The 16526-nt window shown below is 70.7% G+C and carries 21 protein-coding genes and 1 tRNA gene; 8 read left to right on the top strand and 14 right to left on the bottom strand.

Translation table 11 applies throughout. The features are described 5' to 3' along the window. Positions 1–46: 46 nt before the first annotated feature. Positions 47–122, bottom strand: a tRNA-Lys gene (locus ABFX51_RS02445). Between the two features lie 150 nt (positions 123–272). Here ABFX51_RS02445 and ABFX51_RS02440 point away from each other — a divergent pair. Genes ABFX51_RS02440 through ABFX51_RS02430 form a run of 3 tightly spaced genes read left to right on the top strand, consistent with a single transcriptional unit; the run spans position 273 to position 2969 of the window. Further along, on the top strand, positions 273–1022 hold the full coding sequence (locus ABFX51_RS02440; RefSeq protein WP_346051794.1) for a hypothetical protein: 750 nt from the start codon (positions 273–275) through the stop codon (positions 1020–1022). After that, positions 1019–2104, top strand: coding sequence for an ImmA/IrrE family metallo-endopeptidase (locus tag ABFX51_RS02435; RefSeq protein ID WP_346051792.1), 1086 nt, complete (start codon positions 1019–1021; stop codon positions 2102–2104). Before ABFX51_RS02440 ends, ABFX51_RS02435 begins: the two co-directional genes overlap by 4 nt. Positions 2105–2162: 58 nt before the next feature. After that, a complete protein-coding gene (locus ABFX51_RS02430) occupies positions 2163–2969 on the top strand; it encodes an endonuclease/exonuclease/phosphatase family protein (RefSeq protein WP_346051790.1) in 807 nt (268 codons plus the stop codon). A 268-nt stretch (positions 2970–3237) separates the two neighbouring features. On the opposite strand, the gene ABFX51_RS02425 is transcribed toward ABFX51_RS02430, so the two are convergent. Beyond that, the gene (locus ABFX51_RS02425; RefSeq protein ID WP_346051788.1) at positions 3238–3558 is read right to left on the bottom strand and encodes a hypothetical protein; all 321 of its coding nucleotides are present in this window, start codon (positions 3556–3558) and stop codon (positions 3238–3240) included. 37 nt (positions 3559–3595) lie between these two features. On the opposite strand from ABFX51_RS02425, the gene ABFX51_RS02420 reads away from it, so the two are divergent. Both ABFX51_RS02420 and ABFX51_RS02415 read left to right on the top strand, forming a co-directional pair. Next, the gene (locus ABFX51_RS02420) at positions 3596–3976 is read left to right on the top strand and encodes a hypothetical protein (protein WP_245782917.1); all 381 of its coding nucleotides are present in this window, start codon (positions 3596–3598) and stop codon (positions 3974–3976) included. A gap of 7 nt (positions 3977–3983) precedes the next feature. After that, positions 3984–4574, top strand: a complete 591-nt coding sequence (locus ABFX51_RS02415) for a class F sortase (protein ID WP_346051786.1) — start codon at positions 3984–3986, stop codon at positions 4572–4574. Between the two features lie 46 nt (positions 4575–4620). Here the strand turns inward: ABFX51_RS02415 and ABFX51_RS02410 are convergent, their stop codons facing one another. The 6 genes from ABFX51_RS02410 to ABFX51_RS02385 all read right to left on the bottom strand — a co-directional run bounded on the left by ABFX51_RS02410 (position 4621) and on the right by ABFX51_RS02385 (position 9035). Next, the gene (locus tag ABFX51_RS02410) at positions 4621–5592 is read right to left on the bottom strand and encodes an LCP family protein (protein ID WP_346051784.1); all 972 of its coding nucleotides are present in this window, start codon (positions 5590–5592) and stop codon (positions 4621–4623) included. Then, on the bottom strand, positions 5589–6104 hold the full coding sequence (locus ABFX51_RS02405; protein WP_177228552.1) for a SigE family RNA polymerase sigma factor: 516 nt from the start codon (positions 6102–6104) through the stop codon (positions 5589–5591). Before ABFX51_RS02405 ends, ABFX51_RS02410 begins: the two co-directional genes overlap by 4 nt. Before the next feature lie 71 nt (positions 6105–6175). Beyond that, positions 6176–6724 (bottom strand): cysteine hydrolase family protein, encoded by a 549-nt coding sequence (locus ABFX51_RS02400; RefSeq protein ID WP_346051782.1) that lies wholly within the window; start codon positions 6722–6724, stop codon positions 6176–6178. Continuing rightward, entirely contained in the window at positions 6721–8088 is a 1368-nt protein-coding gene (locus ABFX51_RS02395) for an MFS transporter (protein ID WP_346051780.1), read from the bottom strand. The genes ABFX51_RS02400 and ABFX51_RS02395 overlap by 4 nt, the downstream gene beginning before the upstream one ends. Then, the gene (locus ABFX51_RS02390; protein ID WP_346051778.1) at positions 8085–8528 is read right to left on the bottom strand and encodes a MarR family winged helix-turn-helix transcriptional regulator; all 444 of its coding nucleotides are present in this window, start codon (positions 8526–8528) and stop codon (positions 8085–8087) included. Before ABFX51_RS02390 ends, ABFX51_RS02395 begins: the two co-directional genes overlap by 4 nt. A gap of 51 nt (positions 8529–8579) precedes the next feature. Next, positions 8580–9035, bottom strand: coding sequence for a MarR family winged helix-turn-helix transcriptional regulator (locus tag ABFX51_RS02385; RefSeq protein ID WP_091504688.1), 456 nt, complete (start codon positions 9033–9035; stop codon positions 8580–8582). A gap of 119 nt (positions 9036–9154) precedes the next feature. Here ABFX51_RS02385 and ABFX51_RS02380 point away from each other — a divergent pair, with 119 nt between their 5' ends. Next, entirely contained in the window at positions 9155–10324 is a 1170-nt protein-coding gene (locus ABFX51_RS02380; RefSeq protein WP_091504689.1) for an MFS transporter, read from the top strand. A 56-nt stretch (positions 10325–10380) separates the two neighbouring features. After that, positions 10381–11166 (top strand): aldo/keto reductase, encoded by a 786-nt coding sequence (locus tag ABFX51_RS02375; RefSeq protein WP_346051831.1) that lies wholly within the window; start codon positions 10381–10383, stop codon positions 11164–11166. A 64-nt stretch (positions 11167–11230) separates the two neighbouring features. Here ABFX51_RS02375 and ABFX51_RS02370 read toward each other — a convergent pair whose 3' ends face one another. The 4 genes from ABFX51_RS02370 to ABFX51_RS02355 all read right to left on the bottom strand — a co-directional run bounded on the left by ABFX51_RS02370 (position 11231) and on the right by ABFX51_RS02355 (position 13654). Next, positions 11231–11611 carry an STAS domain-containing protein gene (locus ABFX51_RS02370; protein ID WP_245782918.1) on the bottom strand — a complete coding sequence of 127 codons (381 nt, stop codon included), beginning with the start codon at positions 11609–11611 and terminating at the stop codon, positions 11231–11233. A gap of 36 nt (positions 11612–11647) precedes the next feature. Beyond that, on the bottom strand, positions 11648–12007 hold the full coding sequence (locus ABFX51_RS02365) for an STAS domain-containing protein (protein WP_346051775.1): 360 nt from the start codon (positions 12005–12007) through the stop codon (positions 11648–11650). Positions 12008–12193: 186 nt separating this feature from the next. Beyond that, positions 12194–12448 carry a WhiB family transcriptional regulator gene (locus ABFX51_RS02360; protein WP_346051773.1) on the bottom strand — a complete coding sequence of 85 codons (255 nt, stop codon included), beginning with the start codon at positions 12446–12448 and terminating at the stop codon, positions 12194–12196. A gap of 186 nt (positions 12449–12634) precedes the next feature. Next, complete coding sequence (locus ABFX51_RS02355; protein WP_346051771.1) at positions 12635–13654, bottom strand: 4Fe-4S binding protein; 1020 nt, start codon at positions 13652–13654, stop codon at positions 12635–12637. An 80-nt stretch (positions 13655–13734) separates the two neighbouring features. On the opposite strand from ABFX51_RS02355, the gene ABFX51_RS02350 reads away from it, so the two are divergent. Continuing rightward, the gene (locus ABFX51_RS02350) at positions 13735–14172 is read left to right on the top strand and encodes a winged helix-turn-helix transcriptional regulator (protein ID WP_428832431.1); all 438 of its coding nucleotides are present in this window, start codon (positions 13735–13737) and stop codon (positions 14170–14172) included. 52 nt (positions 14173–14224) lie between these two features. On the opposite strand, the gene ABFX51_RS02345 is transcribed toward ABFX51_RS02350, so the two are convergent. Together ABFX51_RS02345 and ABFX51_RS02340 are read right to left on the bottom strand one after the other, a co-directional pair. Beyond that, entirely contained in the window at positions 14225–14839 is a 615-nt protein-coding gene (locus ABFX51_RS02345) for an acetoacetate decarboxylase family protein (RefSeq protein ID WP_346051767.1), read from the bottom strand. Positions 14840–14849: 10 nt separating this feature from the next. Then, positions 14850–16526, bottom strand: coding sequence for a GMC family oxidoreductase N-terminal domain-containing protein (locus ABFX51_RS02340; protein ID WP_346051765.1), 1677 nt, complete (start codon positions 16524–16526; stop codon positions 14850–14852).

The following is a 16526-nucleotide window of genomic DNA, read 5'->3' as shown; positions in this document are numbered from 1 at the left end:
GGCCGAGCGTCAAAAGCAAAAACCCCAGGCCGTTGACCTGGGGTGATGGTGCGCCATCAGGGACTCGAACCCCGAACCCGCTGATTAAGAGTCAGCTGCTCTGCCAGTTGAGCTAATGGCGCTTGCTCGTTCCGCTTCGGTCTCCCTCAGCGACAAGAGAAGATTAGCACCCCCACCGAACCCCCTTCACGCAGGGTCCCCACGCGCTTGACGGCACGCCCACGCGGTTCAGTTTCATGCACCAAATACTGCTTCCGGCTACACTTCACGGCATGAGTGAGCGGGATCAGGCACTGACGACCCTGCGGCGGCGCGGGGTGCTGGACGCGCTCGTGTGGGCCCAGCGGTCGGCGTACGGGCAGGTCCGGCAGGACTACAACCCCGACGGCGGCCACAAGCAGAGCTGGATCGGCTTCAGCGGGCACACCTACCTGATCGACCGGCTCGACCGCGTCTTCCAGTGCGGCGACTACGCGGCGCCCCGCGGCGAGGGGCCCATCGGCCGCGACGTGCTCGCCGCCGGCATCACCGACGACGACTTCCGCACCATGCCCCACCTCCCCGCCGGCACGGTCGTCCGCCACGACTTCAACGGCTCGCCCGGCTGGTCGGCCGACGGCTGGCGCTGGCTGCTCACCTCCTACCGCTTCGGCGAAGTGCACCGCATCCGCTGGCCCGAACACCGCAAGACCAAACAACTCGTCGCACGACAGCCGCACGACGACGGCGGCCTCTTCCCGCTGACCACGCTGACCACCGTGCCCGTCCAGCCCACCCTGATCCTCGCCCACGCGATGGACCCCGAGACCGTCGAATCCGAGCTGTTCCTCGGGCGCAGCAGGTGGAACCCCGACGGCGGGGACGCCTGGGTGTGGTGCGAGGACCTCCTCGCCCAGCCACCCGCCCGCACCACGTGGTCTGAACCACACCTGCCCACCGCGGTCGCCGACCGGACCGTGCCCGACGCGGACGTCGCCCTGCGTCGGGCGGTGAGCGGTCCTCGTGCTATTGGTGACGCATGAACGACCAGCTGGAGGACGTCGCCGCCTTCTTCGACGGTGGTCGGCTGACACTGGCCCGCCGGCTGGCCGGACTCCGCAAGAACGCCCTCGCCACGCAGATCCAGAAGACCCCCACCGCCGTCGCCGCCTACGAAAGCGGGCTGAAGCGTCCCGCACCGGCCACCGTGGCCGCGCTCGCGCTCGCCCTCGACGTCGCGCCCGGGTTCTTCGTCGCCAGGCCCACCAGCCTTCCCGCGGCGACCACCGCGCCCCACTTCCGGTCGCTGCGCTCCACGAGCCAGCTCTCCCGCGACCAGGCGCACGCCTACGGCTGCCTCGCCGTCGACATCGCCACCGCCATCGAACGGCACGTCGAGTTCCCCGGACGCGACCTCCCCCAGCACCCCGTCGACGGGGCCGCCGGCGCAGGACCCGAAGAAGCCGCACGACTCCTGCGGAAGCAGTGGGAACTGCCGCCGGGCCCGGTCGGCCACCTCGTCCGGCTGGTCGAGAACCACGGCTGCCTCGTCGTGTTCAGCCCACTCGACAACGCGACCGTCGACGCGTACTCCTTCGACACCCCGCTCCGCCCGATCATCCTGCTCAACCCGCTCAAGGACGACTACTACCGCCAGCGCTTCGACGTCGCCCACGAGCTCGGCCACCTCGTGATGCACCTCGACGCCGAACCGGGCGGCCGCACCGTCGAGGACCAGGCGCACCGCTTCGCCGCGGAATTCCTCATGCCCGCCGAGGAAATCGCCGCCGAACTGCCCCGCAAGGCCGACTGGCGTGTGCTCGGGCAGCTGAAACAACGCTGGAACGTCAGCCTCCAGGCACTGCTCTACCGCGCACGCAGCCTCAAGGTCATGAGCGACGTGACCTACCGCAACGCGATGACCACCGTCTCCACCCGCGGCTGGCGACGCCGCGAGCCCGGCCCCATGCCGATGCTCGAACAACCCTCGCTGCTCCCCCGCGCGGTCGAACTCCTCAAGGCCGAAAACCAGGCCGACGAACTGACGCTCGCCGCGGAATGCCAGGCACCGCTGCGCCTCTTCCGCACCGTCACCTCCCGCGCACCGGTTCCGCCTGAGCGGTAACGGACGCCGCCCCGCCCACGACTTGAGGAAAACGGCACACGCGGGCGAGGTGAGGACCGTGACCACGTCGCGGATCGCGACGTTCAACCTCGAGAACTTCGACGAGACCGCCCCGGACGCGCATCCCTCGCTGGACGAGCGCATCACGCTGATGCGGCCCCAGATCGAACGGCTGCGGGCCGACATCGTGTGCTTCCAGGAGGTCAACGGCCAGGAGCGCGACGGGCAGCCACGCGACCTGCACGCGCTCCGGCGCCTGCTGGAGGACACCAACCTCGACGCGGCCGAAACGGTTTCCACGCGCACGGCGACCAAGGAGGTCTTCGACGAGCGGAACCTCGTGGTGGCCTCGCTCTACCGGCAGTCGACCGCCGACCCGCCGGACGAGACCGCCGAGCCCGTGGAAATCGAGCGCCCGATCCTGCACGTCGAAATCAGCGTCGACGAAAAACCGTTGCACGTCATCAACGTGCACCTCAAGTCGAAACTGCCCAGCGAGGTCGCCGGGCGGAAGATCGACGCGTTCACCTGGAAAACAGCGGACTCGTGGGCCGAAGGCGCGTTCATCTCGTCGATGAAGCGCATGAGCCAGGCCGTCGAGGTCCGCCGCCTGGTCGACCGGATCCTGGACGACGACGCCGACGCGCGGATCGTGGTCGCCGGCGACTTCAACGCCACTCCCGAGGAGGTGCCCGTGCTGGCCATCCGCGGCGCCGTCGAGGACACCGTACCCGAGCCCGCCCGCTACACCCTCTACCACCAGGGCAAAGGGCAGCTCCTGCACGACGAGTCGGCCGCGTTCGCCGACGACCGGAAGTACCCCGAGTCCGACCACGCGCCCGTCGTCGCGGCCTTCGAGTTCTGATCCGGCAGGAATTCGCGAACCTGGGGCACGAGAGGAAATTTTCCTACCTCGCCGATCCCCTCAGTTTTTCTGTTATGCTTCATTGACCTACCCAGGGGTATGCGCGCAACATCGCCGCATACCCCTTTTGCGTTACCGACTTCTTCCGTGCTTTTTGTCACGGTTTTCTGGTTGGGATTTTCGAGTGCTTTCCGGCAAGATCCCTGCAGTCACCCAAAAGTGTGGTGACGGGGGTTGCGTCACGGACGCGGGGGCACGTGGCGCCTACTTACTCTTTGGAGCACATCTTGCGTAAGCCCTTGGGGCGCCTCGCGGCCGTGGTGGCCGCCAGCGCTCTGATCACGTTCGCGGCCGCCCCGGCCGCTTTCGCCGACGACACCGACACGGTCACCACGACCTCGTCGTCGTCCTCGGCGGTGGAGACGCCGACCAGCTCTGCTTCGGAGGCACCGTCCTCCTCCTCGGCGTCCACCAGCGAGTCCGCGCCGTCGAGCTCGTCGGCCGCCACCACGTCGTCCTCGGCCGAGACCACCGAGTCGAGCAAGCCGACCCAGACGAGCAAGCCGACGTCCGGTACCAGCTCGCCCACCTCGTCCAGCCAGGCCGAGCCTCCCTACGAGGACAACGTGGCAGGCGGCGCCGACCTCCCCGAGGGCTTCGGCTTCGTGGTCGTCGCGTGCGCGGGGGGCGAGCCGAAGAACCTCAGCTCCCCGTCCTTCGACGTCCTGGAAGGCCCGTACCAGGAGGAGCAGGACGGCCGCTACTGGGACTACCTCGTGCAGCGGCACGAGGGCGTGAGCTTCGACGACCCGAACCAGCACATCGAGGCGTCCTGGGAGTGCCCCGCACCGCAGGGTGGCGGCGCTTCGACCGGCGGCGACATCACCCCGATCCCCGGCACCGGGGACGCCGACGCATGGCAGGCCAGCAACGGTGGCAAGCCCCAGGTCCGCTACGCCCCGAAGACGGGCGTCGAGACGGGCTTCGGCGGCACCGCGCAGGGCTGACACACACATGCGCAACGTTGTCCGGCAGGGCGGTCGCGGGATCGCGGCCGCCCTGCTGCTCGCACTGACACTGACCGGCTGCGGCGGTTCCGGCGGCCAGGCCGCACCCCCCGCACCCACCACGTCCGTCTCGGTCACCAAGCCGTACGACAAGCTGCGGCCGACCGAGGTCAAGATCCCGAAGATCGGGGCGTCGTCCTCGCTGATCTCGGTCGCGATCAACAAGGACGGCGAAATCGCCGTGCCGCCGGTGAACGAGCCGATGCAGGCCGCCTGGTACCGGTTCTCGCCGGTGCCCGGTGACGTCGGCCCGGCCGTCATCCTCGGGCACGTCGACGGCAACCACCAGCCGGGGATCTTCTACCGGCTGAAGGAGCTGAACCCCGGCGACGAGATCCAGGTGACCCGCAGCGACGGCAAGGACCTGAGGTTCGTCGTCGACCACAAGGTGCAGGTCCCGAAGGACCAGTTCCCGACCGAAGCCGTGTACGGCAACTCGGACAAGCCGCAGCTGCGCCTGATCACCTGCGGCGGCGCGTTCGACCACGCCGAGCACAGCTACGTCGACAACGTCGTCGTCTACGCGAACCTCGCCTGACGAAAAAGGCCGTCGGCGCGCCCCCTCGTGCGCCGACGGCCTTTTTCTAGTTCACGCAGTCCGGCGCTCCCGCCGCGGGCGGGTTCGCGACGAACGTCCGCACCTTCGCGAGGTCGAGCCCCAGCGAACTGCCGCTCGCGGACCGGGTCTCGCCCTCGGTCGGCACGGTCCCCGTCCGGACCTCCCCGGGACGGACCGACCGCAGCTGCCCCGCGAACGCCAGCAGGTCCCAGCCCGGATCGGTGTGGACGGTGGTGCGCACGACGTTGAGCAGCGCGTTCAGCCGTTGTGCATCGGTGAGCAGGTTCCCGCTCAACGCCTGGTTCGCGAGCCCCCGCAGGAACGCCTGCAGCCGCACCACGCGATCCAGGTCACCGTTCGGCAGCCCGTGCCGTTGCCGCAGGAACGCCAGCGCCGAACTCCCCTCGAGGACCTGCTGTCCCGCCGGGAACGACGCCCCCGTCACCGAGTCGTGCGTCGCCGCGGACAGGCATACCGGCACTCCGCCCACCGCGGAACTCAGCGCGCCGAAGGCCGACATGTCGACCAGGGCGTAGTGGTCCACATGCACGCCGGTGAGCTCCTGCACGGTGCGGACGAGCGTGTTCGCACCGCCCTGGGCGTACGCGGAGTTCAGCTTGCCCATGCCGAAGCCGGGCACGTCCACCCAGGAGTCCCGCGGGATGGAGACGAGCGACGCCGTGCCGTCGTGCCCGAAGTGGCCCAGCACCACGGAATCCGCGAAGCCGGCGTCGTCGATGCCGGCGAGCAGGACGTTCTGGTCCACCGCTCCCGGCGGTGCGCCCACCACCGGTTCGCCGCGTTGCAGCATGCGTGGCACCACGATCGCGGCGACGGCCACGACGGCGGCCAGTGCGGCCGCGGCCACCAGTACCGGCGTGCGGTTCCTGCGCGGTCGGCGGTCCAAAGTGGACAGCACCAGCGCCGGGTCGGGCCGGTGCCTCGCCTCCTCCGCGAGCGCCGCGCGGATCAGGTGTTCGGTGCGGTCGGGGGTCATGACAACGCCTCCGTCACGGGCAGGCCCCGGCGACGGCCGCCCTCGGCGGTCCGCAGCGTGCTCAGGGCGCGGGAGATGTGGCTGCGCACCGTGCCGGCTGAGCAGCCGAGGGCCTCGGCGATCTCGGCGTCGGTGCAGTCCTCGTAGTACCGGAGCACGATCGCCGCCCGCTGCTTGCGCGGCAGGCCGGCGATCCGCACGCGCATCGCGTCCCGCTCGGCGTAGTGGTCGGCGTGGTCCGCGGAGGGTGTCGCGAGCGCGTCCAGCGTGCTGTGCTCGGCGGTGACGTTGCGTGCCGCACGGCGGCGCCGCCACGACAGGTACTCGTTCGTCACCATGCGCCGCACGTAGCTCTCCGGCGCCCGCAACGACTCGATGCGTGCCCACCGCGACTGCGCGCGGAGCAGCACCTCCTGGACCACGTCCTGCGCCAGGTGCGGATCGCAGGTCAGCGCCGTGGCGTAGCGCAACAACCGGTCGAGGCGTTCAGCCACGAATTCTTCGAAGCGCACCGATGCTCCCTTCGTCCCAGGATCGATGCGCCCCTACAACGCGCTGACCCCCTCCCGTTGTTGAATTCTCCTCACAAGGTTTTGGTCCAGTCCTCGATGGTCAGCACATCGGCCTGCTGCGGGAAGATCCGCTCGACCAGGAACCGGTGCACGTCGGGCTCGGGATCGGCGCACCCGTCGGACAGGACGGTGAGCCGGTAGTCGAGGTCGGCGGCCTGGCGCAGCGTCGAGAGCACGACGCCCCGGGTGGCGACGCCGGTCAGCACGAGGTGCTCGATACCGCGGGCGTCGAGCACGAGCCGCAGGTCGCTGCCGGTGAACGCGCTCACGCGCTTCTTGGTGACCACGATCTCACCGGGCTCGGGCGCGACTTCGGAGACGATGGCCGCACCCGGGTCCTGGTCGGTGAAGGCGCCCTCCGGCAGGGCACCGAAGGTCTTGTTGCGGGGGTGGCCTTCGGGGTGGCCCGCGCGGAACCCGAGCACGACGTGCACGACCGGCAGTCCGGCCGCGCGGGCGGCGCGCACGGCACCGGCGAGGCGCGGCACGTAGTCCGGATCGGGCACGCGGGAGGCGATCGCCTGCTGGAGGTCCATCACGAGCAGCGCGGTGTTCGTCACGAAGAGGTCCTTTCGCGGTTGAGGGAACGGTCGGCGATGGTGATCGCCAGAAACAAAGCGGCGGCGGCGAGCATGAACGCCGCCAGGTGGTGCAGACCGCCGGTGTCGGCGTGCGCGCCGAAGAACGCGCCGTTCGCGGCGGAGGCGACGATGGCGCCGAGGTAGCCGAAAGTGCGCAGCAGGCCGGCGGAGGACCCCATGCGCTCGGCGTCGGCCTGTGCGTACACGGAGTTCTGCAGCGCCAGGCTGTTCAGCCCCTGCGGGACACCGAACACGACGGCGACGACCAGCAGCAGCCAGATCGCGCTGTGGGGGCCGAGCAGGAGCAGCAGGCCACACGCCACGAGCTGCCCCAGCCCGCCGACGAGCAGCTTGGCGCGCACTTCCCGGCGACGACCGGTCAGGGTGGACACGACGATCGCCATGCCGAACAACGGCAGTTGCGTGAGCCCCGCCTCCGACGCCGACAGCCCGCGCCCCTCCTCGACCCACTGCGTGTAGCCGTACAGGAAGGCGTACGAGACGACGTACGCGGCGAGCGCGCGGGCGTAGGTGAGCAGCAACGGCCGGTTGCCGCCCAGCACCCGCAGGTCCAGGAACGGCTGTGCGGTGCGCAGTTCCCGGACGGCGAACCCGGCGGCCGCGACGGCCGTGAGCGCGAGCAGGTACCAGTCGGCCGTCCTCGGGTGCATCAGGAACAGCAGCAGCGACACCAGCATCATGGCGAACAACGCCATCCCCGGCAGGTCCAGCCCGGCGACGGGCCGGTCCGGCTTCGGCGGCCGGGTGCGGGGCAGGAACAACGCGCCGACGACCAGCCCGGCGAGGGCCAGCGGGATGTTCACCGCGAACGTGGTGCGCCAGCCGCCGAGCCCGATCAGCAGCCCGCCCAGCGACGGGCCGATGACGGCGATGGTCTGGGTGGTGACCGCGAGCGCCGTCAGCACCCACGCCGGGCTGTCGTGCCCGGTGCGCTCCGCCTCGCCGCGGATCAGGTACATCGCGGCGGGATAGCCCGCGCACGTGCCGAAACCCAGCAGCACCCTGGCGGCGATCAGCACCCCGAGTGTCGGGGCGAGCACGCCGACGAGCCCGGCGAGCCCGGTCAGCGCGGTGCCGATCAGGAACAGCCGTCGCGGCCCGTGCAGGTCGATCAGCCTGCCCACGACGGGCTGCCCGATCGCGGTGGCCAGGTACAGCGCGGAGATCAGCCACGCGGTCTCGGCGGGCGGTGCCCCGAACGCGACGCCGATCGGCACCAGCGAGACCGCGATGATCGAGGAGTTGACCGGGTTCAGCACCGAACCCAGCATCATCGGGGCGAGCAGCCTGCGGTCGAACCGCTCCGCGGTGGCGTGGCTCATGAGCGGTAGATCCGCTCCAGCAAGGCCATCGCGTCGAGGACGGTCTGCCGTTCGGCCTCGGTCAGCTTGTCCTCGCAGACCCTGGCGAGCCACTCCTCACCGGCACGGCGCTGGTCAGCGAGGAAGGTGCGGCCCTCCTCGGTGACAGTGACGAGCTGCCGCCGCCCGTCCTCCGGGTCGGGGCGGCGCACCACGAACCCGCGCTGCTCCAGCACGGCGACGACGGAGGTCATCGACTGGTGCCGGACGCGCTCGGCCGCGGCGAGCTCGCTGACCGACGCGTCGCCGTCCTTGTCCAGCCTGCCGAGCACGGACGTCTGCGACGGCGTGAGGCCGCTGGTGTCGTACTCCTGCCGGAGCCGCCGCCGCAGCCTGCCGACCACGGTCCGGATCTCGTGCGCGGCGCGCACCGCCGATGCCGACACGGAACTTCCTGCCATGCCGACACCGTAACTCCGCAGCCTTAACTGCGCAACTAAGGCTGTACAGTCTTAGCTGCGCGCTGGCAGCGCCAGCTTCGCCAGCGCGTCGACCAGCGGGGCGAGTTCCGGGAGCTGCTCCGCGTCGGCCAGCGCGCGGGTCAGCGCCTCGTCGTGCGTGGGGCGCGCCTCGTCGAGCAGGCGCCTGCCCGCCTCCGTCACCTCGGTGTAGATCCCGCGGCGGTCGGTCGGGCACAGGTACCGCTGCAGCAGGTCCCGGTTCTCCAGCCTGCTCACCAGCCGCGTCGTCGCGGACTGGCTCAGCACCACCGCGTTCGCGAGCTGGTTCATGCGCAGGTGGAACCCGTCCTGGCGGGCGAGGACGTCGAGCACCGTGTACTCGCTGACCGACAGGGAGTGCGCCTGCTGCAGGTCGCGCTCCAGCCTGTCCTCGATCCGCGCATGCAGGGCGGCCAGCGTCCGCCACCCCTGTGCGCGCGCCTCCACCGCATCGTCGTCGAGTGACACGGTTCACCACTTCCCTCGGGCTACTCGGCTTGCCCCCTCATTGTTGCATGCTACGGTTGGCGACGCGTGCAAATACAAGCGTCTGCAAATATTGCTCACGCTCGATGAAAGAAGGGTTCATGCCTGTCGCACTGTTCGCGCTGGCGCTCAGCGCGTTCGGCATCGGGACGACGGAGTTCGTGATCATGGGCCTGCTGCCCGAGGTCGCGGGGGACTTCGGGGTGTCGATCCCGACCGCTGGCCTGCTCATCTCCGGCTACGCACTGGGCGTGGTCGTGGGCGCGCCGGTGCTGACCGCGCTCGGCTCCCGCGTACCCCGCAAGACCGTGCTGGTCGGACTGATGGTCCTGTTCATCGCCGGCAACCTCGTGTCCGCGCTCGCGCCGGGCTACGGCCTGCTGATGACCGGCCGGATCGTCGCGGCGCTGTCCCACGGCGCCTTCTTCGGCGTCGGCTCGGTGGTGGCGGCCTCGCTGGTCGCGCCGTCGAAGCAGGCGAGCGCCATCGCCATGATGTTCACCGGCCTGACCGTCGCCAACGTGCTGGGCGTGCCCGCCGGCACCGCGCTGGGCCAGCACTTCGGCTGGCGTTCGACGTTCTGGGTGGTCAGCGCGCTCGGCGTGCTCGGCCTGCTCGGCATCCTCGCGCTGGTGCCGCGCCGGACCGCCACCCCCGGCAACGGCCTGCGCAGCGAGCTGGCCGTGTTCCGGCGGCCGCAGGTCTGGCTCGCGCTGGCCATGACCGCACTCGGCTTCGGCGGGGTGTTCGCGTCGTTCACCTACATCGCGCCGATGATGACCGAGGTCGCCGGCTTCTCGCCGGGCGCGGTCACCTGGCTGCTCGTGTTGTTCGGCGTCGGCCTGGTCGTGGGCAACCTGCTGGGCGGGCGCGCCGCCGACCGCGCGCTGATGCCGAGCCTCTACACCATCCTGGCCGCGCTGGCCGTCGTGCTGGCGGTGTTCGTGTTCACCGCACACGCCCAGCTGCCCGCCGCGGTCACCATCGCGTTGTTCGGCGCCGCCGGGTTCGCCACCGTCCCGCCGCTGCAGGCGCGGGTGATGGCGAAGGCCGAAGGCGCGCCCGCGCTCGCCTCCGCGGCGAACATCGCGGCGTTCAACCTCGGCAACGCCGGGGGCGCGTGGCTCGGTGGCCTCGCCATCGACTCCGGCCTCGGCTACACCGCCCCGAACTGGATCGGCGCACTGCTGGCGGCGGGCGGCCTGCTCGTCGCGGTCGTCTCCGGCCTGCTCGACCGCTCACGCCGCCGCGCCGACGTCCTCGTGCATTGAAAGAAGAAGGAGAAGAAGAAGTGATTCCCACCGTCAAGCTCAACAACGGCGTGGAGATGCCTCAGCTGGGCTACGGCGTGTTCCAGGTGCCCGACGACGAGACCAGGGCAGCGGTCGCCGCGGCGCTCGAGGCCGGGTACCGCAGCATCGACACCGCGACGGCGTACGGCAACGAAGGCAGCGTCGGGCGCGCGATCGCCGAATCCGGCATCCCGCGCGACGAGCTGTTCGTCACGACGAAACTGTGGAACGCCGACCAGGGCTACGACGAGACGTTGCGGGCCTTCGACAAGAGCCTCGACCTGCTCGGCCTCGACCACCTGGACCTGTACCTGATCCACTGGCCGGCGCCGGAACTCGGCCGCTACACCGAAAGCTGGCGTGCGTTCGAGAAGCTGTACGCGGACGGGCGCGTACGGGCGATCGGCGTGTCGAACTTCCAGCCGTCGCACCTGGAACGGCTCGGCGGTGAGGTCGTGCCCGCGGTCAACCAGGTCGAGCTGCACCCGTACCTGCAGCAGCGCGAGGTCCGCGCCTACAACGCCGGGCACGGCATCGCGACGGAGGCGTGGAGCCCGCTGGCGAAGGGCGGCGACCTGCTCGGCGACCCGGTCGTCAAGGCGCTCGCGGAGCGGCACGGCCGCACGCCGGCGCAGATCGTGCTGCGCTGGCACCTGCAGCTGGGCAACGTGGTGATCCCGAAGTCGGTCACGCCCTCGCGCATGCGCGAGAACCTGGCGGTGTTCGACTTCACCCTCAGCGACGCCGACGTCGCACAGCTGTCCACTTTGGACCGGGGCGAGCGGACCGGGCCGGACCCGGACACGTTCAACGCGGTCTGAGCAGAGCACGAAGCGATTCGGCGAGGAGGGCCGGGCCCTCCTCGCCGAACGCACGTGCCGGGCGTCAGCCCGCGGCGAGCGCCTCGTCCCGCGTCGCGAAGACCGGGATCTCCTGGTCGAGGCCGGTCAGCTGGAGCGGGCGCGCGGTGGCGCTGCTCGTCGCGACGACCCGCAGCTTCGTGTGGTCGGCGGCCTCCTGGTGCGCCGCGACCAGCGCGGTCAGCCCGGCGGAACCGAGGAACTCGACCCCACCGAGGTCGACGACCAGCGTGCCGGGGCGCTCACGCACCGCGGCCAGCAACTGCTTCTCGAACTCCGGGGCGGTCACCATGTCGATGTCGCCGGAGACCGCCAGTACCGCGCCCTGGCCGTGTTTCTCCACGGTGACGCGCACGGTCTGCCCGCTCGGGGGCCCGGCTGAGGATGACGGATCGGCTGCACTCACGGCGTAAATATCTCACAGGTCGCCGGGAATCTCCGATCAGCCGTGCAAGGCGTGCCCGAGATCCGGGCTGACCGGCAGCCGGGCGCCGAGTCCGGCCACTTCGACCGCCCGGTCGACGCAACGGGTACCGCCGACCAGCCGAAGGACGACCTCCGCGGTGTCCGCGTGGTCCGCGGCGCGCAGCAGCGCGCCGAGCCCCGCGGTGCCGAGGAAAGTCACCCGGGAGAGATCGAGCACCACGCGGCCGGGGGCCGACGCCCAGACCGGTTCGAGCGCGGTGGTCAGCTGCGGCGCGGTGGCCGCGTCGATCTCGCCGTTCGCCTCGACGACCACGACGCCGAGCCGGGGGGTGCTGGAGCTGAGCCTCAACAGGGGTGGGATCGCGGGAGCCGTCATGCGGCACCTCCGTAGCGGTCGGCTGGGCACGTGCCCGTCTCCGGGCAGGGGGGAACGGCTGTGCTCTCAACCGGGTTCGCCGCCTGTCTACCACCGGCCGGTGCGTCTGTACAGCGGGCGTGGCGCGGGTCATCGGCACGGAAAAGCCCGCCGACCCTCGGAGTCGGCGGGCTTTCCCGGATGGGCTCAAGCGGCCTCGGCGCGCGTGCGGCGGACGAGCTTCCGCCGCTCGGCGTCGGTGGTACCGCCGAAGATCCCGTGGTCCAGGCCGGTGTCGAGCGCGTACTGCAGACACTCGGCACGAACCGGACAGCGTGCGCACACGGCTTTCGCCTGCGCGACCTGCCGGGCACCCGGGCCCATTTCGGACACGGGGAAGAACAGCTCGGGGTCCTCGTCCCGGCAGGCGGCACGCTCCTGCCAGTTGCCCTGGTAGGACATTTCCTGCCGCCTCCTTTCTGGCGTGTGTTCCGGGCACGGCTCCGCCGCTCCTGCAATTCGGGAGAAGCACACGAGACGGGCGAACCAGCCGCAGGGTCAACACGCGCTGGTCGGGCTTCCATTCCGCCCTTGAGTTGTGGTGTTCCGCACTAGGCGGTACCCACGGCCGTGGAGATCCAACCACTTTCACCGCGAACGGTTCACGACTTTCACCGTCTTCCGCGGGAACCGGCGTTCGACGTGCTCCTTCGCCGGCGAGCCGGGGTTCACGTAGATCGTCTCCGGCTTGTCCTGGAGCGGGCGCAGCACGGTGTCGAGGAACTCCCGGCGATCTTGCAGGTAGGGGCCGAGCACGTCCTCCCCCGCCGGGCAGACCGCCATGCAGTACGCCGCCTTGTAGTTCGCCTTGAACGACAGGCTCTGCCACATCGACGCGTTCTCGGATTCGGTGACGCGGGAGCGGAAATCGGCCCCGTCCTCGCTGTCGGCGATCGTGGCGACCCAGTCGGTGAACCCGGACATGAACTCGCGGTAGTTGTGGGTCGCGCAGGCGGCGGCGTCGAACGCGCCGTCCTTGGCGATCGCGCCGACCGGGCACGCCGCGACGCACAGCTTGCACTCGAGGCAGGGGTTGTAGTCCAGCGGTTTGCCGTACTCGCTGACCTCGGCGTCCACCAGCAACGTGGCGAGCAACACGAAGTTGCCGAACCGGGGGTGGATGACGTTGCGGTGGACGCCCATCGCGCCCAGCCCGGCGGCGACCGCGACCGTCTTGTGCGCGACCACCCAGATGCGGCCGGGGAAGCGGTCCATCTCCATCGGGAACGTCGCCGAGGGGTTGATCACCCGGTGGCCGGCGTCCTGCAGGATCCGCGTGATCCGGTGGGCGGCCTCGTTGATGATCTCGCCGCTGCGGTGGAACTCCTGGTTGGCGACGCTGCGTGCGGGCGTCCGGACGTTGTCGCGGTTCATGCGGACGACGAGCGAGACGAGGCTGCGCGTGCCCGGCAGGGCTTCGAGCACGTACTTCCGCTCACCCGCGAGGTCCGGGTGGTCGAGCGGCACGGCGGCGACGTCGTCCGCACCCGCGGCGAGGCAGATCTCACGCAGCCAGGCGGCGTCGATCGGGCCGAGCTCGGGCTTGTCCCGGCCCTGGACCGCGCGGACGGACGGATGCGCCGCGATGCGCGACGGCAGCTTGGTCATCGACAACTCCCTGCTAAGTTGGAAAGTCCAACTAACCGTCTCACGTGCTAAGTTGGAATTCAAGACGAGGAGGTGTGCTCATGCCCGCACGCGAGTGCTCGATCGCCAACGCCCTGGCGGTGGTCGGGGAGCGGTGGAGCTTCCTCGCGCTGCGCGAGGTGATGCTGGGGCAGCGCCGGTTCGACCAGATCGCGGCGAACACGGGCGCGAGCCGGGACATCCTGGCGGCGCGGCTGCGGAAGCTGGTGGAGCACGGCGTGCTGCGGAAGGAGCAGTACGAGGACCACCCGCCGCGCTACGAGTACGTGCCGACCGAGGCGGGGCGCGCGCTGCAGCCGATCCTGCTCGGGCTGATGCAGTGGGGGGACAAGTACGTCACGCAGGGCCCGCCGCCGACGGTGTGGGAGCACTCGTGCGGCGAGGAACTCCACACCACGACGGTGTGCGCGCACTGCGGCGAGCCGGTCGAACAGGGCGAGTCCAGGTTGGTCCGGCTGGGCGGCGTGCCGCAGGGGTGATCAGCCGCGGCGGGGGCCTGAGCTGACAGGCGCACGGGCAGGTGCGGCGTGATCAGCCGCGGCGCGGGCCGAACCGCATCGCGAAATCCCGGGCCGCGACCGTGAGGAACGGCCTCCGGCCACGCAACCAGCCGAGCGCGCCACCCACGCGCCACGTGCCGACCCCCAGGTGCACCGTCCCCGCCGCGCGCACCGGCGTCTGCGCGACGGCGCCCCGCAGGGCCTGGAGCACCGTGCCCCGCACCGGGAACGGCAGCTTCAGCCCCGGCGACAGACCACCCACCCGCGCCTCCGCGAGCAGTGCGCCGTCCGCCGTCGCGCCGCCCGTGAACGACGGCTCGTGCCGCACGGCGAACTCCGCCAGCTCCTTCGGGATGCCCCACAACTCGCGGCCACCCTCGCGCGAGGCCGGGCTGTCCACCCAGATGTCGGTGATCGTCAGCCCGAACCGCCCGCCCTGCCGGACCGCGACCGCCGCCAGCAGCTCGTGGTACGGCAACAGGCCACCCGGCAGGTAGTCGACGAACGCCGTCGCCACCACGGCCCTGCCGAACAGCGTCACGGGCCGCACGGCCGGCGGCAACGACGGGACCACGCCTGCGGGCACGAGCCACAGCGACACGTACCCGTGACCACGCAGGTCCCACGGCTCGGGTGGATAGTCCATTGTGGATTCCTCACTTCGGGCTGATCGGCAGGCGCAGCGCGCCGGGCGCGGCCGCGGGCACCACGGGCATCCGCGGCGCCACCGGCCGGAGGCGGGCGTACGGCGAACCCTGCGGCGGACGTCGATCATCTTCGCCCTTGTTGGGCCACAACGCCATCGCCCGCTCCGCCTGCGCGGTGATCGTGAGCGCCGGGTTCACACCGAGGTTCGCCGAGATCGTCGAACCGTCCACCACGTGCAGCCCCGGATAGCCGTAAAGCCGGTGGTACGGGTCCACCACCCCCGTCTCGGCGGAGTCCCCGATCGGGCAGCCGCCGATGAAGTGACCGGTCAGCGGGATGTCGGCGAAGTCCGTCCACGCGCCGCCCGCGATGCCGTCGATCTTCTCCGCCACGCGCCGCGTCGCCTCGTGCCCGGCCGGGATCCACACCGGGTTCGGCTCGCCCTCACCCTGCCTCGTCGTCATCCGGCGGCCGAACAGCCCACGTTTGGTGTACGTCGTCAGCGAGTTGTCGAGGCTCTGCATGACCAGCAAGGCGATCGTCCGCTCCGACCAGTGCCGCGGGTCGAACAACCGCCGCAGGTCCCGCCGGTGCCGCACCAGCTCGCGCACCCCGAGCCGCCACCGCGCGCGCCCCTCCTGCGCGTCGACGAGCACCGTCATCAGCAGGCCCATCAGGTTGCTGCCGTGCCCGTACCGCACCGGCTCGATGTGCGTGTGCTCGTCGGGGTGCATGGACGACGTGATCGACACGCCCTCGGAGTAGTCCACGTCGGCGCCCCGGGCCCTCGCGGCGAGCACGGCCTCGGAGTTCGTGCGGGACAACGTGCCCAGCCGCCCGGAGACGCGCGGCAGGCTGCCCCGGTCACGCAGCCGGTGCAGCAGCCGCTGCGTGCCGAGCGCGGCGGCGGAGAACACGACCTGCTCCGCGGTGAACACGCGCCGGCCCCGGCCACCGGTCTGCCGGGCGTGCACGGCGTAACCGCCCTCGGGCAGCGGCCGCACATCGGTCACCGTGGTCAGTGCGTGCACCTGCGCACCGGCGCGCTCCGCGAGGTGGAGGTAGTTCTTCACCAGCGTGTTCTTCGCGCCGTGGCGGCAACCCGTCATACACGCCCCGCAGTGCGAGCACGCCGTCCGCTCGGGACCGAGCCCGCCGAAGAACGGGTCGGGCACGCGTTCTCCCGGCTCACCGCCGAAGAAGACTCCGACCTGCGCGGGGTGGAAGGTGTCGCCGACACCCATTTCCTCCGCCACGGCCCGCATCACGCGGTCGGACGGGCTGACCCTGGGGTACGTCGTGGCGCCGAGCATGCGCTTGGCCTGGTCGTAGTACGGCGCGAGCTCGGCGCGCCAGTCGGTGATGTGGCCCCATTGCCGGTCGCGGAAGAACGCGTCGGGAGGCTCGTACAACGTGTTCGCGTAGACCAGCGAGCCGCCGCCGACCCCCGCGCCGGTGAGCACGAGGACGTCACGCAGCAACGTGATCCGCTGGATCCCGGTGCAGCCGAGCACCGGGGCGAACAGGTAGTCCTTGAGGTGCCACGAAGTCTTCGCGAACTCCTCGTCGGCGAACCGCCGCCCGGCTTCGAGCACGCCGACCCGGTAGCCCTTTTCCGTCAACCGCAATGCGGTCACGCTGCCGCCGAACCCCGAACCGATGACCACCACGTCGTAGTCGTACAC

It is taken from the genome of Amycolatopsis dongchuanensis (assembly GCF_039542405.1).
Classification (GTDB): Bacteria; Actinomycetota; Actinomycetes; order Mycobacteriales; family Pseudonocardiaceae; genus Amycolatopsis_E; species Amycolatopsis_E sacchari.
The sequence above is the reverse complement of the archived record's forward strand: the minus strand, read 5'-3'. Positions and strand labels throughout refer to the sequence as shown.

Bases quoted from the DNA above. Each gene is read 5' to 3' on its own strand.
- ABFX51_RS02360 (WP_346051773.1), bottom strand. From the start codon at position 12,448: ATGTCCTACCAGGGCAACTGGCAGGAGCGTGCCGCCTGCCGGGACGAG.
- ABFX51_RS02380 (WP_091504689.1), top strand. From the start codon at position 9,155: ATGCCTGTCGCACTGTTCGCGCTGGCGCTCAGCGCGTTCGGCATCGGG.
- ABFX51_RS02395 (WP_346051780.1), bottom strand. From the start codon at position 8,088: ATGAGCCACGCCACCGCGGAGCGGTTCGACCGCAGGCTGCTCGCCCCG.
- ABFX51_RS02435 (WP_346051792.1), top strand. From the start codon at position 1,019: ATGAACGACCAGCTGGAGGACGTCGCCGCCTTCTTCGACGGTGGTCGG.
- ABFX51_RS02365 (WP_346051775.1), bottom strand. From the start codon at position 12,007: ATGACGGCTCCCGCGATCCCACCCCTGTTGAGGCTCAGCTCCAGCACC.
- ABFX51_RS02350 (WP_428832431.1), top strand. From the start codon at position 13,735: ATGCCCGCACGCGAGTGCTCGATCGCCAACGCCCTGGCGGTGGTCGGG.
- ABFX51_RS02345 (WP_346051767.1), bottom strand. From the start codon at position 14,839: ATGGACTATCCACCCGAGCCGTGGGACCTGCGTGGTCACGGGTACGTG.
- ABFX51_RS02355 (WP_346051771.1), bottom strand. From the start codon at position 13,654: ATGACCAAGCTGCCGTCGCGCATCGCGGCGCATCCGTCCGTCCGCGCG.
- ABFX51_RS02415 (WP_346051786.1), top strand. From the start codon at position 3,984: ATGCGCAACGTTGTCCGGCAGGGCGGTCGCGGGATCGCGGCCGCCCTG.
- ABFX51_RS02440 (WP_346051794.1), top strand. From the start codon at position 273: ATGAGTGAGCGGGATCAGGCACTGACGACCCTGCGGCGGCGCGGGGTG.
- ABFX51_RS02375 (WP_346051831.1), top strand. From the start codon at position 10,381: ATGCCTCAGCTGGGCTACGGCGTGTTCCAGGTGCCCGACGACGAGACC.
- ABFX51_RS02410 (WP_346051784.1), bottom strand. From the start codon at position 5,592: ATGACCCCCGACCGCACCGAACACCTGATCCGCGCGGCGCTCGCGGAG.
- ABFX51_RS02390 (WP_346051778.1), bottom strand. From the start codon at position 8,528: ATGGCAGGAAGTTCCGTGTCGGCATCGGCGGTGCGCGCCGCGCACGAG.